At 53.8% G+C, this 14,441-nt stretch carries 15 protein-coding genes; 4 read left to right on the top strand and 11 right to left on the bottom strand.

Going from position 1 to position 14,441, the window contains the following annotated elements:
- Nucleotides 1-9: 9 nt before the first annotated feature.
- The 3 genes from ABVM99_RS14205 to yfbV form a co-directional block, all read right to left on the bottom strand.
- Nucleotides 10-687: a sugar phosphatase gene (locus ABVM99_RS14205; RefSeq protein ID WP_001555201.1), complete on the bottom strand. Its 678-nt coding sequence runs from the start codon at nucleotides 685-687 to the stop codon at nucleotides 10-12.
- Nucleotides 680-1,174, bottom strand: coding sequence for a YfbU family protein (locus ABVM99_RS14200; RefSeq protein ID WP_000426135.1), 495 nt, complete (start codon nucleotides 1,172-1,174; stop codon nucleotides 680-682). Before ABVM99_RS14200 ends, ABVM99_RS14205 begins: the two co-directional genes overlap by 8 nt.
- A gap of 82 nt (nucleotides 1,175-1,256) precedes the next feature.
- Nucleotides 1,257-1,712 (bottom strand): terminus macrodomain insulation protein YfbV, encoded by a 456-nt coding sequence (gene yfbV / locus ABVM99_RS14195; protein WP_000106617.1) that lies wholly within the window; start codon nucleotides 1,710-1,712, stop codon nucleotides 1,257-1,259.
- 339 nt (nucleotides 1,713-2,051) lie between these two features.
- Here yfbV and ackA point away from each other — a divergent pair, with 339 nt between their 5' ends.
- From ackA to yfcC, 3 genes are all read left to right on the top strand, one after another.
- On the top strand, nucleotides 2,052-3,254 hold the full coding sequence (gene ackA / locus ABVM99_RS14190) for an acetate kinase (protein ID WP_000095689.1): 1,203 nt from the start codon (nucleotides 2,052-2,054) through the stop codon (nucleotides 3,252-3,254).
- A 76-nt stretch (nucleotides 3,255-3,330) separates the two neighbouring features.
- Nucleotides 3,331-5,475 (top strand): phosphate acetyltransferase, encoded by a 2,145-nt coding sequence (pta, locus tag ABVM99_RS14185; RefSeq protein WP_000086692.1) that lies wholly within the window; start codon nucleotides 3,331-3,333, stop codon nucleotides 5,473-5,475.
- A gap of 217 nt (nucleotides 5,476-5,692) precedes the next feature.
- Complete coding sequence (gene yfcC / locus ABVM99_RS14180) at nucleotides 5,693-7,213, top strand: putative basic amino acid antiporter YfcC (protein ID WP_000117932.1); 1,521 nt, start codon at nucleotides 5,693-5,695, stop codon at nucleotides 7,211-7,213.
- Nucleotides 7,214-7,261: 48 nt separating this feature from the next.
- Here yfcC and ABVM99_RS14175 read toward each other — a convergent pair whose 3' ends face one another.
- The 5 genes from ABVM99_RS14175 to ABVM99_RS14155 all read right to left on the bottom strand — a co-directional run bounded on the left by ABVM99_RS14175 (nucleotide 7,262) and on the right by ABVM99_RS14155 (nucleotide 11,243).
- Entirely contained in the window at nucleotides 7,262-8,215 is a 954-nt protein-coding gene (locus tag ABVM99_RS14175; RefSeq protein WP_000593035.1) for a transketolase family protein, read from the bottom strand.
- Entirely contained in the window at nucleotides 8,208-9,038 is an 831-nt protein-coding gene (locus ABVM99_RS14170) for a transketolase (RefSeq protein ID WP_001103256.1), read from the bottom strand. The genes ABVM99_RS14175 and ABVM99_RS14170 overlap by 8 nt, the downstream gene beginning before the upstream one ends.
- Entirely contained in the window at nucleotides 9,035-10,426 is a 1,392-nt protein-coding gene (locus ABVM99_RS14165) for a PTS ascorbate transporter subunit IIC (RefSeq protein ID WP_001518515.1), read from the bottom strand. The genes ABVM99_RS14170 and ABVM99_RS14165 overlap by 4 nt, the downstream gene beginning before the upstream one ends.
- 20 nt (nucleotides 10,427-10,446) lie before the next feature.
- Nucleotides 10,447-10,719: a PTS sugar transporter subunit IIB gene (locus ABVM99_RS14160; RefSeq protein WP_000699818.1), complete on the bottom strand. Its 273-nt coding sequence runs from the start codon at nucleotides 10,717-10,719 to the stop codon at nucleotides 10,447-10,449.
- 80 nt (nucleotides 10,720-10,799) lie between these two features.
- Entirely contained in the window at nucleotides 10,800-11,243 is a 444-nt protein-coding gene (locus ABVM99_RS14155) for a PTS sugar transporter subunit IIA (protein ID WP_000901810.1), read from the bottom strand.
- Nucleotides 11,244-11,495: 252 nt separating this feature from the next.
- Here ABVM99_RS14155 and ABVM99_RS14150 point away from each other — a divergent pair, with 252 nt between their 5' ends.
- Nucleotides 11,496-12,515, top strand: coding sequence for a LacI family DNA-binding transcriptional regulator (locus tag ABVM99_RS14150; protein WP_000026949.1), 1,020 nt, complete (start codon nucleotides 11,496-11,498; stop codon nucleotides 12,513-12,515).
- Nucleotides 12,516-12,520: 5 nt separating this feature from the next.
- Here the strand turns inward: ABVM99_RS14150 and yfcD are convergent, their stop codons facing one another.
- The 3 genes from yfcD to yfcF are packed head-to-tail and all read right to left on the bottom strand — an operon-like array spanning nucleotide 12,521 to nucleotide 14,383.
- A complete protein-coding gene (gene yfcD, locus ABVM99_RS14145; RefSeq protein WP_031622953.1) occupies nucleotides 12,521-13,075 on the bottom strand; it encodes an NUDIX hydrolase YfcD in 555 nt (184 codons plus the stop codon).
- Nucleotides 13,076-13,131: 56 nt separating this feature from the next.
- Nucleotides 13,132-13,683, bottom strand: a complete 552-nt coding sequence (gene yfcE / locus ABVM99_RS14140) for a phosphodiesterase (protein WP_023194677.1) — start codon at nucleotides 13,681-13,683, stop codon at nucleotides 13,132-13,134.
- Between the two features lie 55 nt (nucleotides 13,684-13,738).
- On the bottom strand, nucleotides 13,739-14,383 hold the full coding sequence (gene yfcF / locus ABVM99_RS14135) for a glutathione transferase (protein ID WP_000043010.1): 645 nt from the start codon (nucleotides 14,381-14,383) through the stop codon (nucleotides 13,739-13,741).
- Nucleotides 14,384-14,441 lie beyond the last annotated feature (58 nt).

Genomic DNA, 14,441 nt, shown 5'->3' with positions numbered 1-14,441 from the left:
ATATCATGATCAGGTCTTTCTTAACACCACCACATCGCCGTTTGGTTGTTTAGCGACCGATAATTGCGTCAGGCTATCCAACGCAAAATCAACATCCGCCAGACGCGGCGTGTCGGCCGGCGCATTGACCGCAATGACGTGGCAGCCCGCAGCCAGTCCGGACAACACGCCAGCCGGGGCATCTTCTACTACGACGCACTCCTGAGGGGCCAGGCCAAGCAGTTGTGCGCCCAGCAAATACGCATCCGGCTCCGGTTTGCCGCGTTTGACTCGTTCGGCGGTGACAAACACCTCTGGCGCTGGAAGGCCCGCGACCTGATGGCGCGCACGCGCGACCGGCATTGAACCGGAGGTGACGATAGCCCACGGAATGCCCGCTTTATTCAGGTGATTGAGTAAATCGACTGCCCCCGGCAACGCGGTGATCCCTGCGGTTTCAGTGGCTTCTATTTGCTCCAGGCGCGTAAACTCAGCGGCAATTTCCGCCTCCGATTTACCCGCCATAAAATGCCGCAACGAGGTGATCGCCTGTTTGCCATGAATAAAGCCCAGCACCTCATCATGAGCAAGGTTAAAACGATCGGCCCAGCTACACCACGCGCGTTCGACGGCAGGTAATGAGTCAACCAACGTTCCATCCAGATCAAACAGAAAACCTTTACACTGCACGCGAGCCTCCTCAGGCATTAATGATTTGATTGATTTCATTCGCGCTCAGGTGGTACTGACGCGGGCAGGCATGCCAGACATTCAACATCCGCTGGTATTTTTCCCACATCGGCGTCTGGGCATTAAAGCCGTGCGTCCCGGCGTCAAAGTGAGTGTAGCGTCCTTCTATATTCACCATAAAACGGACATAGCCGAGGTAACGCGCTTCCGTCGCGGCGTCAAACCCCAGGAAGGTGACGCGACGTTCGTCGATGGCTTGCGTATCTTTGAGGTTGGTCCAGGAGACGTGCAGCGCATGGTACATCTCCATAATATCGATGATGGTACGACAGGTCTCTTCCGTCAGCTCGCCAAACTCGCGATCCAGCTCGCGCATCTGCAGGCCGTAGCCGCGTTCAATAATTGTTTGTAAGCGACGGTAACGCTCGGCGTTGGTGGGATCGAGCATCGTCATCATTTTGTACTGGTTAGACAAAATCAGACGTTGCGCGTTGGTCATTTCCATTTTGAACTCCTGTATCACGCTATGGCGATGAAAAAAAGAAGGCATTGGTATGCCTTCTTTTATATGCGTAATCCGGGGTCAATTACAAATCATCCAGGAAAGTTTTATCCAGTTGTTTGAAGGCGCGCTTAAGCGTGTCAGCTAATGCCTGGTAATCCGGCTTTCCTTCTACCGGCGCCAGCGCTTGTCCAGCCTCCTGCAATTTACCGCGAACTTCGTAAAACCAGTTAAGGATTGAAGGCGGCAACGGCGTCACGGAACGTTTCCCTAACCACCATAATCCCTGCATAGGCAAGCTCAGGGCGAACAGGGCGGTCGCCACGGCCGGACCTAACTGACCGCCCAGCGCTATCTGCCAGCATAATGTAAAGACGGCGACAGGCGGCATAAATCGTATGGCATAGCGCGTCATACGAATGACGCGGTTTTCGACGAAAACGGGCGCCAGCCGCTTTTCCATCGGCCACGTCTTCGCGTAGTGCTGCCCCCGGCGAAATAAGCTAAAAAAATTTACGGAGCGATTATCCGGTGTCGACATGGCCTACCTCAACTTCACATATAAAATTTAAAAAATTTGTGCAAAACAACAACTGCGAGGGACAACGTTCAAAACATTTTGTCTTCGATACCCACTATCAGGTATCCTGTGTCGGCCTGTCAAAGGCCGGTAGTTTAAAATCATTGAGTCGTCAATATTACACATAGTATGCCATTGGCTGAAAAATACGCAAAATGGCATAGACTCAAAGGTATTTCTTCCATCATGCCCAAAAAAACTCCTGCGCATGATGTTAATCATAAATGTCAGGGCTATCATGCGCTACGCTCTATGGCTCACTGACGTTTTTTTAGCCACGTATCATAAATAGGTACTTCCATGTCGAGTAAGTTAGTACTGGTTCTGAACTGCGGTAGTTCTTCACTGAAATTTGCAATTATTGATGCAGTTAATGGTGATGAATACCTTTCTGGTTTAGCCGAATGTTTCCATCTGCCAGAAGCACGCATCAAATGGAAAATGGACGGCAGTAAACAAGAAGCGGCTTTAGGTGCAGGCGCCGCTCACAGTGAAGCGCTGAACTTTATCGTTAACACTATTCTGGCACAAAAACCAGAACTGTCTGCGCAGTTAACTGCAATTGGTCACCGTATCGTACACGGCGGCGAGAAGTATACCAGCTCCGTAGTCATTGATGAGTCCGTCATTCAGGGCATCAAAGATTCCGCCTCTTTCGCACCGCTGCATAACCCGGCTCACCTGATTGGTATCGCCGAAGCGCTGAAATCTTTCCCGCAGCTGAAAGATAAAAACGTTGCAGTATTCGACACCGCCTTCCATCAGACCATGCCGGAAGAATCTTACCTGTATGCCCTGCCGTACAGCCTGTATAAAGAACACGGCGTTCGTCGCTATGGCGCACACGGCACCAGCCACTTCTATGTAACTCAGGAAGCGGCAAAAATGCTGAACAAGCCGGTAGAAGAACTGAACATTATCACCTGCCACCTGGGCAACGGCGGTTCTGTTTCCGCTATCCGTAACGGTAAATGCGTGGATACCTCTATGGGTCTGACCCCGCTGGAAGGCCTGGTCATGGGTACCCGTTCCGGCGATATCGACCCTGCGATTATCTTCCACCTGCACGACACTCTGGGCATGAGCGTGGATCAGATCAACAAAATGCTGACCAAAGAGTCCGGTCTGCTGGGTCTGACTGAAGTGACCAGCGACTGCCGTTATGTTGAAGACAACTACGCCACCAAAGAAGACGCAAAACGTGCGATGGACGTTTACTGCCACCGCCTGGCGAAGTACATCGGTTCTTACACCGCTCTGATGGACGGTCGTCTGGATGCAGTCGTGTTCACCGGCGGTATCGGTGAAAACGCCGCGATGGTTCGCGAACTGTCTCTGGGTAAACTGGGCGTACTGGGCTTTGAAGTCGACCACGAACGTAACCTGGCGGCCCGCTTCGGCAAATCTGGTTTCATCAACAAAGAAGGTACCCGTCCGGCGGTGGTGATCCCAACCAACGAAGAACTGGTTATCGCGCAGGACGCGAGCCGTCTGACTGCCTGATTTCACACCGCCAGCCTCGCTGGCGGTGCTGTTTTGTAACCCGTCCCCAAAAGACGGTAACGAAAGAGGATAAACCGTGTCCCGTATTATTATGCTGATCCCTACCGGAACCAGCGTCGGCCTGACCAGCGTCAGCCTCGGCGTCATCCGTGCTATGGAACGCAAAGGCGTTCGTCTGAGCGTCTTTAAGCCTATCGCCCAGCCTCGCGCTGGCGGCGATGCGCCTGACCAGACCACCACTATCGTTCGCGCGAACTCTACCCTGCCGGCGGCTGAACCGCTGAAGATGAGCCACGTTGAATCTCTGCTCTCCAGCAACCAGAAAGACGTGCTGATGGAAGAGATCATCGCGAACTACCATGCGAATACCAAAGACGCGGAAGTGGTGCTGGTTGAAGGTCTGGTTCCGACCCGTAAACATCAGTTCGCTCAGTCTCTGAACTATGAAATCGCGAAAACGCTGAATGCGGAAATCGTTTTTGTCATGTCTCAGGGGACCGACACGCCAGAACAGCTGAACGAGCGTATCGAATTGACGCGCAGCAGCTTCGGCGGCGCGAAAAACACCAACATCACCGGTGTTATCATCAACAAACTGAATGCGCCGGTTGATGAACAAGGCCGTACTCGCCCGGATCTGTCGGAGATTTTTGACGACTCTTCCAAAGCGCAGGTGATCAAAATCGATCCTGCTAAACTGCAGGAATCCAGCCCGCTGCCGGTTCTGGGCGCAGTGCCGTGGAGCTTCGATCTGATTGCGACCCGCGCTATCGATATGGCGCGTCACCTGAACGCCACCATCATTAACGAAGGCGATATCAAAACCCGCCGCGTTAAATCCGTCACGTTCTGCGCGCGTAGTATTCCGCATATGCTGGAACATTTCCGCGCAGGATCGTTGTTAGTGACCTCCGCTGACCGTCCGGACGTACTGGTCGCAGCTTGCCTGGCCGCGATGAACGGCGTAGAAATCGGCGCCCTGTTGCTGACCGGCGGCTATGAAATGGACGCACGCATTTCTAAACTGTGCGAACGCGCATTCGCTACCGGTCTGCCGGTCTTTATGGTGAACACCAACACCTGGCAGACTTCGCTGAGCCTGCAAAGCTTCAATCTGGAAGTCCCGGTTGATGACCATGAGCGCATCGAGAAGGTTCAGGAATACGTCGCGAACTACGTTAACGCTGAGTGGATCGAGTCGCTGACCGCCACTTCCGAGCGTAGCCGTCGTCTCTCTCCGCCGGCGTTCCGCTACCAACTGACCGAGCTGGCGCGTAAAGCCGGTAAACGCGTAGTGCTGCCGGAAGGCGACGAACCGCGTACCGTCAAAGCGGCGGCAATCTGCGCTGAACGCGGCATCGCCACTTGCGTTCTGCTGGGCAACCCGGATGAAATCAACCGCGTCGCGGCATCTCAGGGCGTTGAGCTTGGCGCAGGTATTGAAATCGTCGATCCGGAAGTGGTGCGTGAAAGCTATGTCGCTCGCCTGGTTGAGCTGCGTAAGAGCAAAGGCATGACCGAACCGGTTGCCCGCGAGCAGCTGGAAGACAACGTGGTGCTCGGCACGCTGATGCTGGAGCAAGACGAAGTCGACGGCCTGGTTTCCGGCGCGGTTCATACCACCGCCAACACCATCCGTCCGCCGCTGCAGCTTATTAAAACGGCGCCGGGTAGCTCCCTGGTCTCTTCTGTGTTCTTTATGCTACTGCCGGAGCAGGTTTACGTTTACGGCGACTGCGCAATCAACCCAGACCCGACCGCAGAGCAGCTGGCAGAAATCGCGATTCAGTCTGCGGATTCCGCCATTGCCTTCGGCATCGAACCGCGTGTGGCAATGCTCTCCTACTCCACCGGCACCTCTGGCGCGGGCAGCGACGTAGAGAAAGTACGTGAAGCGACGCGTCTGGCGCAGGAAAAACGTCCTGACCTGATGATCGACGGTCCGTTGCAGTACGACGCCGCGGTCATGGCTGACGTAGCGAAATCCAAAGCGCCGAACTCGCCGGTTGCGGGTCGCGCTACCGTGTTCATTTTCCCGGATCTGAACACCGGTAACACCACCTACAAAGCGGTACAGCGTTCTGCCGACCTGATCTCCATCGGGCCGATGCTGCAGGGTATGCGCAAGCCGGTGAACGACCTGTCCCGTGGCGCACTGGTTGACGATATCGTCTATACCATCGCCCTGACGGCGATCCAGGCTTCCCAACAGCAGCAGTAACAGTAAAAGCTAATGCCGGATGGCGGCGTGAACGCCTTGTCCGGCCTACAGGTGAGATACCGTTGTAGGCCGGATAAGACGCGTTAGCATCGCCATCCGGCATTCTGCTATTTACCCTGCAAAGCGGAATTTTTTGCTTAACTGCGCTGCATCAATGAATAACTATTCCCTTCTTCTCATACTTAGCCTCTTTGCTTTGCAACAGGGATAGTCTGTCATGTCTGTCGTTACAGAATCAAAAACAGCCAGAAAATGGGCAATGCCCGATACGCTGGTCATCATCTTTTTTGTCGCCATTTTAACCAGTATCGCCACCTGGGTCGTACCCGTTGGGATGTTTGATAGCCAGGAAGTGCAGTATCAGGTCGATGGTCAGACAAAAACCCGCAAAGTCGTCGACCCGCACTCTTTTCGCATTGTGACCAATGAGGCCGGGGAAGCGCAGTATCATCGCGTACAATTTTTCACTACCGGCGATGAAAGACCAGGGCTGATGAATTTTCCGTTTGAAGGGTTAACATCCGGATCGAAATTCGGCACTGCCGTCGGCATCATTATGTTTATGTTGGTGATTGGCGGCGCATTCGGCATCGTGATGCGTACCGGCACCGTGGATAACGGCATTCTGGCGCTTATTCGCCACACGCGGGGCAACGAAGTCCTGTTTATTCCGGTGCTATTTGTCCTCTTTTCGTTAGGGGGCGCCGTATTTGGCATGGGCGAAGAGGCGGTCGCCTTTGCAATTATCATAGCCCCGCTGATGGTCAGGCTGGGCTATGACAGCATTACCACCGTCCTGGTGACCTATATCGCCACCCAAATTGGCTTTGCCAGTTCGTGGATGAACCCTTTCTGCGTAGTCGTCGCCCAGGGGATTGCCGGCGTGCCGGTACTTTCCGGCTCCGGGCTGCGTATTGTGGTCTGGATTGTTGCCACGCTGATTGGGCTGGTTTTTACGCTGGTCTACGCCTCACGCGTGAAAAAGAATCCGCTGCTTTCCCGCGTCCACGAATCCGATCGCTATTTCCGAGAACAGCAGGATGAAGTCGTCCAGCGCCCTTTCACCTTCGGTGACTGGCTGGTACTGCTGGTCCTGACCGGCGTAATGATTTGGGTCGTCTGGGGCGTGATTGTCCACGCCTGGTTTATTCCGGAGATCGCCAGCCAGTTTTTCACCATGGGCGTGGTGATCGGCCTCATCGGCGTTATCTTCCGCCTCAACGGTATGACGGTCAACGTGATGGCGTCCTCATTCACCGAAGGGGCGAGAATGATGATCGCGCCCGCCTTGCTGGTGGGTTTTGCCAAAGGCATTCTGCTGCTGGTCGGCAACGGCGAAGCCGGGGAACCCAGCGTGCTCAATACGTTGCTTAACAGTATCGCGCATGGCATCAGCGGGCTTAATAATGCTATCGCCGCCTGGTTTATGCTGCTCTTCCAGGCGGTATTTAATTTCTTTGTCACGTCCGGTTCGGGCCAGGCGGCGTTAACCATGCCATTACTGGCGCCGCTCGGCGATCTGGTCGGCGTTAACCGTCAGGTGACTGTTCTGGCCTTCCAATTTGGCGATGGCTTCAGCCATATTATCTATCCGACATCGGCCTCGCTGATGGCCACGCTGGGCGTGTGCCGGGTCGATTTTCGCAACTGGCTGAAAGTGGGGGCGTCGCTGCTGGGACTACTGTTTATTATGTCCAGCGTGGTCGTCATTGGCGCGCAGATGATGGGATATCATTGATCCAAAATGCCGGATGAGCATCAGCGCCATCCGGCAATATCTCCATGATTAAAGCAGTGATTTCGCGGCTTCTACAATCGCTTCGGCGGTGAGTCCGTACTCTTGTTGTAAGAAATCCTGCGTTCCTACCTGCCCATAACGCTCTTTGACGCCAACACGGCGCATCGGCACCGGACAGTTTTCCACCAGCACTTCCGCCACCGCTGACCCCAGTCCATTATGGATGCTGTGGTTTTCACACGTGACGATACGCCGCGTTTTTTCCGCGTAGTTTTTCACCAACATGCGATCGATAGGCTTTAAGGTGAACATATCAATGACCGCGGCGCTCACGCCTTCCTGCTCCAGTTGGCGCGCCGCCTCCAGCGCCTCCGCCACCATAATGCCGTTGGCGATAAGCGTAATATCATCGCCCTCGCGCAGTACGTTGCCCTTGCCAATGGTAAAGGTAGAGCCTGGCGCATAGATACTCGTCGCCTGCTTACGGATGGTACGCAGCCAGTAAAAACCGTCCAGGTCCATTAGCTGGCGTAAAATATCCGCGAACATCACCGCATCCGTCACCTCCAGTACTACGGAGTGCGCCAGCCCGCGAACAATCCCCATATCTTCAAAAGACATATGGGTGCCGCCGTTATGGCACGCCGTCACTCCGGCATCGGAGGCGATCACTTTGACGTTGTTACGCTGATAATCCAGCGCCATAAAGAGCTGATCAAAACAGCGACGGCTGGCAAAAGCGGTAAAAGTATGCACAAACGGTTTACGACCGGTCAGCGCCAGCCCCGCCGCAGTGCCAATCACATTCGCCTCCATAATACCGCAGTTAATGACATGCTGCGGGTAGTCACGCGCCACGCTGTCCATCGCCATTGAGCTCATTAAATCAGCCTCAAGCGCAATAATTGGGCTTCCAGCCTCAATCTGCCCGGCGACAAAACCGGCGTAAACTTTGCGCATTTCGATATCGTCTTTAAGCCCTGCGGGCGCAAGCTTAATCATGCATGACCTCCAGTTGATGAATGGCCTCATTGAGCGTCTGCTTCATGCCATCCGTCAGGCGTAAGTGGTGAGAATTCGTTAACTGCTCCAGGCATGGCACCCCCTGCCCTTTAATGCTGTCAAGGATCACTACCCTTGGCTGGGCATCGGCGGGCGGCACAGGCTGAACCACCGCCAGTAGTCCGGCGATATCATCGCCTTTGACGGTGACGACATCGAAACCAAACGCACGGAATTTCCCTTCCAGATCGAATGGATTGATAATCTCCTCCAGCTCGCCGTCAAGCTGCTGTTTATTCCAGTCAATGAAAACGGTCAGATTATTCAGGCGGTGGTGGGCAATAAACTGAAACGCCTCCCAGCACTGCCCTTCATTGAGCTCGCCATCGCCGACAATGCAAAATACCCGGTTGGGTCGCCGCGCCAGTTTATGCGACAACGCCATTCCGCCCGCAATAGAGATGCCCTGTCCCAGTGAGCCGGTCGTGGCGTCCACGCCGCGCGTTTTTAGCCGATCCGGATGACTGGGAAGACGGGTGCCGTTCTGGTTAAGCGTATTCAGCTCTTCGAGCGGGAAATAGCCTTTAATCGCCAGGGTACTGTACAACGCGGGGCCCGCATGGCCTTTCGACAGCACGAAGTAATCGCGCTCCGGCCAGTCCGGGTCGGCAGGGTCGATTTTCATCACCGCGCCGTACAGAACCGCCAGAGTTTCCACTACCGACATGCTGCCGCCATAGTGACCAAAGCCAAGATGGTTTAAGGATTTGAGCGTGGCGACGCGAATGTCGCGCGCCAGTTGGGTGATTTCGGTTACGTTCATTCTTTCGCTCCGCTATTTTCCTGCACTTCGGCATTCGCTTTTTTGTTTTTGGCCAACACGTTGTACGCCACCAGTAGCGCGAATAGCGCCACCACCAGCCCCGTGATAGCCATCGGCGACAGATAACGCGCCAGGTTGCCCAGCAAAATACCGATTACGCCAAAGTCAGCATCCGAGAACGTGGTATTGGCGAAGCCGATCGCGCCGAGAACCGGCAGTAACAGCACTGGCAGGAAAGTGATTAATAGACCATTAGCAAATGCGCCGATCATCGCCCCGCGGCGACCGCCGGTGGCATTGCCAAAGACGCCTGCGGTCGCGCCGGTAAAGAAGTGCGGCACAACGCCAGGCAGGATTAACACAAGCTTCATCTGTCCCAGCAGGAACAGCCCCACCAGCCCGCCGAGAAAACTGAACAGGAAGCCAATCAGTACCGCGTTAGGGGCATAGGGATACACCACCGGGCAGTCCAGCGCCGGACGCGCGTTTGGCACCAGTTTTTCTGAAAAGCCGGTAAAGGCCGGAACAATTTCCGCCAGAATCAGACGGACGCCTTGCAGAATGATGAATACGCCGGCGGCGAAGGTGATTGCCATGATGATGGCGTACACCAGATAGTTTTGCCCACCGCTAAACGTCGCTTCGACATACTCACGCCCTGCGCTGACTGCCATGATCAGATAGATAATCATCATGGTCAGCGAAATCGAGATAGAACTGTCGCGTAAAAAACTGAGGTTTTTCGGCAGGTTCATCTCTTCCGTGGAGCGGGAACCTTTACCACACAGGCTGCCAATCCAGCCGGAAAGCACATATCCCAGGGTACCGAAGTGACCAAACGCAATGTCATCGGTACCGGTAATCCGCCTCATATAACGTTGGGCCAACGCCGGGAAGAAGGCCATCACCAGCCCCAGGATCAGCGATCCGGTGAAGACCAGCCCTACGCCCTCAAACCCCGCCACGGTCAGGATTACGCCAATCATACAGGCCATGTAAAAGGTGTGATGCCCGGTCAAAAAGATATATTTAAGGCGCGTAAAGCGCGCCACGACAATATTGGCCACCATACCAAATGCCATAATTAACGCCGTGGACGCGCCATATTTTTCCAGCGCGATTGAGACTATCGCTTCATTATTAGGAATAATGCCCTGAATATTAAAAGCGTGTTCAAACATACCCCCTAGCGGATTTAATGAACCCACCAGTACGGTTGCGCCGCCGCCAAGCACAATAAAACCTAAAATGGTTTTAATCGTGCCTTTTACCACATCGGAAAACGCTTTTTTCTGCGCCACCAGACCAATCAGCGCAATTAACCCTACAAGCACCGAGGGCACTTTTAAAATATCAACAACAAAATTCAGCGTTTCAAGGATAAACATATCCACCTCGCCAGCAATAATTATTGTTTAGCGAACCATGCGCGCAGCTGCGTTTCCAGTTCGTTGATGTCGATGATGTTATTGATCACCACCAGTTGGCTTTCCGGTACGCTGGCGCTGGCCGCGATATCTTTGGCCATTACAAAAAGATCGGCAGCCCCGGGCGTGGCCGATGAAAGATCGGAGTGTTCCACCTCGGCGTCAATATTGAGTTTCTTTAATACTTTTTTAATGTTCATTTCTACCATAAAACTACTACCCAGGCCGGAACCGCAAATTGCCATGATTTTCATTATTGTCACCTTTTAAAAGTAGAGTTGGTCTGCATCACGCACGGGCGTAATGTTATTTACCGCAAGAAAATGGAATAAAATCAGAAACGGTCAATAATCGTTTTAATGTCCTCCAGGTTTTTTGCCTGATGTAATTTTTCCATATCTACATCACTGGAAAATAATTCCGCCAGCGCCGATATCATTTCGATATGACTGTGCTTATCAGGCGCCGCCAGCATAATAATGATGTCAACCGGATCGAATTCGTCTGCGCCAAATGAAACGCCGCGCTGTAGTTTCAGTAACGATAAACCTAACCCTTTCGCCCCCTCTTCCGGCCTCGCATGCGGCATCGCTAACCCTGGCGCTAATACATAATACGGCCCAAGCTTTTGGTGCTGCTGAACAATCGCCGTAATGTATTCCGGTGCGATAACACCTGCGTCCAGCAGGGGTTTGCCGCAAATTTCCAGCGCCTGCGGCCACGTTTCCACGCTCTCCTGTAGCGTGATGGTTGCGTCAGATAACCAGGTTCCCAGCATGTTATTCGCCCCCACGGTGTATGAAATTATGAACAAACTTTATTCAAGCCATTCGATATTAGCTGCGATCGTTATCACAAAGATAGCGCTACCAGCGACTATTACTCAGAATTGTGATAGCGCTATCAAATTAAAATCATGGTGTGAAATCACAGCAAAAAAGCGGATTTAAGGCGTATACTGCCAGTCATGCGAAGCAAAGAACGACAATAAAAAAGCATCTCAACATGTTGTAATGACGCAGGAATTTGTATGTCGATACCCCGTAAACGGCGCAGTACCGGTAAAGTGACTATCGCCGATGTAGCCCAACTTGCCGGTGTAGGCACGATGACCGTATCACGAGCCTTACGCACGCCGGAACAGGTCTCTGATAAACTCCGGGAAAAAATCGAAGCGGCAGTGCATGAGCTGGGCTATATGCCTAATCTCGCCGCCAGCGCGCTGGCGTCTGCCTCCTCGCACACCATCGCGATGGTCGTACCAAACCTTGCGGAAGCGGGGTGTTCTGAAATGTTCGCCGGGCTGCAACAAATTTTACAGCCCGCAGGCTACCAGATAATGCTGGCGGAATCGCAGCATCGCGTGGAACAAGAGGAGAAGCTGCTCGAAACACTGCTGGCCTCCAACATTGCCGCGGCGATTCTGCTTAGCGTCGAACATAGCACTACCGTGCGCCAGTGGCTGAAAAATGCCTCTATCCCGGTGATGGAGATGGGCGCGATTCGCAGCGATCCTATTGATATGAATATCGGTATTGATAACGTTGCGGCAATGTATGAGCTGACGGAAATGCTGATTCAGCGCGGTTATCAGAATATCGGGCTGCTATGCGCCAATCAGGAGCAGTGGATTTTTCAGCAACATCTGCACGGCTGGTACAAAGCGATGCTTCGCCACCATATGTCGCCAAACCGGGTGATTAATGCCGCCTTGCCGCCCAATTTTTCTACCGGCGCGTCGCAACTGCCGGAGTTTTTACTGGCGTGGCCGGAGCTGGACGCGCTGGTATGCGTATCGGATGAGCTGGCCTGCGGCGCGTTATACGAGTGCCAACGACGGCGGATCAAAGTTCCGGACGATTTAGCGGTGGTCGGGTTTGGTGATAGCGATGTCAGCCGGGTCTGCCAGCCGCCGTTAACCACCATGGCCGTACCGCACCGTAAGATTGGCAGTGAAGCCGGACGGGCGCTGTTGGAAAGGTTAAATCAGGGAAACTGGAGCGATCGAAAATCCATCGCCTCCAGTTTATGTATGCGGGAAAGCTGCTAAAACGCTTATTCCGTCTCTTCCGGTTTCTCCTGGAGCGCGGCTTCGTTTTTGGCGTTGCGGGTCATCCACAGCGCCAGCGCTTTGAGCGAGTCCGGCGTAAACTCATCACAGTGCGCGGTGATCTCCTCCGGAGTCAGCCAACACACTTCGCTGACTTCATCTTCCTGAAGCGCGAAAGGCCCGTGGGAAACGCAGCTAAACAGAGCGCCCCAAACCCGGCAATGTGGGTCTTCAAAGTAAAACAGACCGTGTTCGGCAAACGGCACGCCTGCAATACCCAACTCTTCTTCCGCTTCGCGGCGGGCAGATTCCAGTAGCTGCTCATCAGCCTGGACCACGCCGCCTGCGGTAGCATCTAACATACCGGGCAAAAAATCTTTTGTTTCGGTACGACGCTGCACCAGAATTTTACCCATACCATCATGAACGACGATATACGTCGCACGATGCCGTAAGCGTTGCGCACGCATCTGTTCCCGGCTGGACTGTGCAATGACTTCATTGTCTTCATTCACAATATCCACCCATTCCGTACTTGCCAAACGACGCTGTTCCACCATCAGGAAACCTTCTTATTTCTGGCGCTCTTACGGCGCATTTACGTTTGTGAGGTAAATTACGAGTTAATTGCAACCTGCGCAATGATACTTTGATCATTGAGTGCGATTACGCTCAACACATTATCATCCAGAATACCGTAGCTTGCCGCATACCCGCCTTTCGGGATGCTCACTGACCCAGGATTAAAGTGATACAGTCCTTCCTGCTGTTGCGCCACCGGCAGATGCGTATGACCATAGACCAACACATCGCCAGTATGCAGAGCGGGCAGACTCGTCGGCCCGAAGAGGTGCCCATGCGTTAAAAATAGCCGCCTCTCTTGCGTCAATATTTGCTGCCACGGCGCAGTTATCGGGAAATGCAGCAGCATCTGATCCACTTCGCTATCGCAGTTGCCGCGCACGGCAATGATTTGCGTCGCCACCGCGTTCAGGCGTTCGGCGACCTGGGCGGGCGCATAGCCTTCAGGCAGCGCATTTCGCGGCCCGTGGTTAAGGACGTCGCCTAATATCACCAGCCAACGCGCGCCGCTTTGCGCGAACCGCTCAAGCACCCGTTCCGTGGCGGGTAAAGAACCATGAATGTCCGATGCGAACATCAGTTTCATCGCTCACTCCTCGTTGTGAAAAACGGCGTTATGATACTGGAATATGAATAGATTTTCAGCCTGAACGCTTCGAGGAAAGCGCAATAAAACGCTGTACGGAAGCACGCTGCCACTGGAATGTCGCATACGCCGCCAGCGACGCCGGCACGTCATCGCCATGCAGCGCCAGACGATTGATCATCAATGCCAGATCGGTATCGGCAATGCACCATTCACCAAATAAATTTTGCGTCCCCTGCCCCAATAGCGCTTCAGCCGTCGCAAACAGTTTTGCCGCGCTGGCTTTTCCAGCCTCGCTTAGCGGCGCTTTTTTCGCCCCGGCAAACACCACGTCGGTAGGCCGTTCTTCGCGAAGCGGCAGTAAATCGCTGCGTAGCCACGCCTGAATCTGTCGCGCGCGGGCGCGTTTTTGTAAATCGTGCGGGTAGATACGCTCCCACTGCGGCGGTGCGAAACGCTCCTCCAGGTATTCCGCAATAGCGGACGACTCGCTCAGCTCAAAATTGTCGGCCTCAAGCACCGGTACGCGCTGCGTCAGCGCATATCCCCGCCAGCCAGGTTGCAGATGTTCTCCCTGGTCCAGATCGCGGGTTTTCAGAGTAAAGGAAAGCCCTTTTTCTTGTAATGCCACCCAGGCGGACAAGACGTAGGGAGAGAAAAAGTTCGCATCCGACCACAGCACAATAACAGGCTTACTCATAATGTCCTCTTGAGGGCGTATTAAGTTTCTTCCCAAAATATAGCGTCTTTCGCCTGCT

The organism is Salmonella sp. SJTUF15591, from assembly GCF_043356435.1.
In the GTDB taxonomy this organism is placed as follows: Bacteria; Pseudomonadota; Gammaproteobacteria; order Enterobacterales; family Enterobacteriaceae; genus Salmonella; species Salmonella enterica.
The sequence above is the reverse complement of the archived record's forward strand: the minus strand, read 5'-3'. Positions and strand labels throughout refer to the sequence as shown.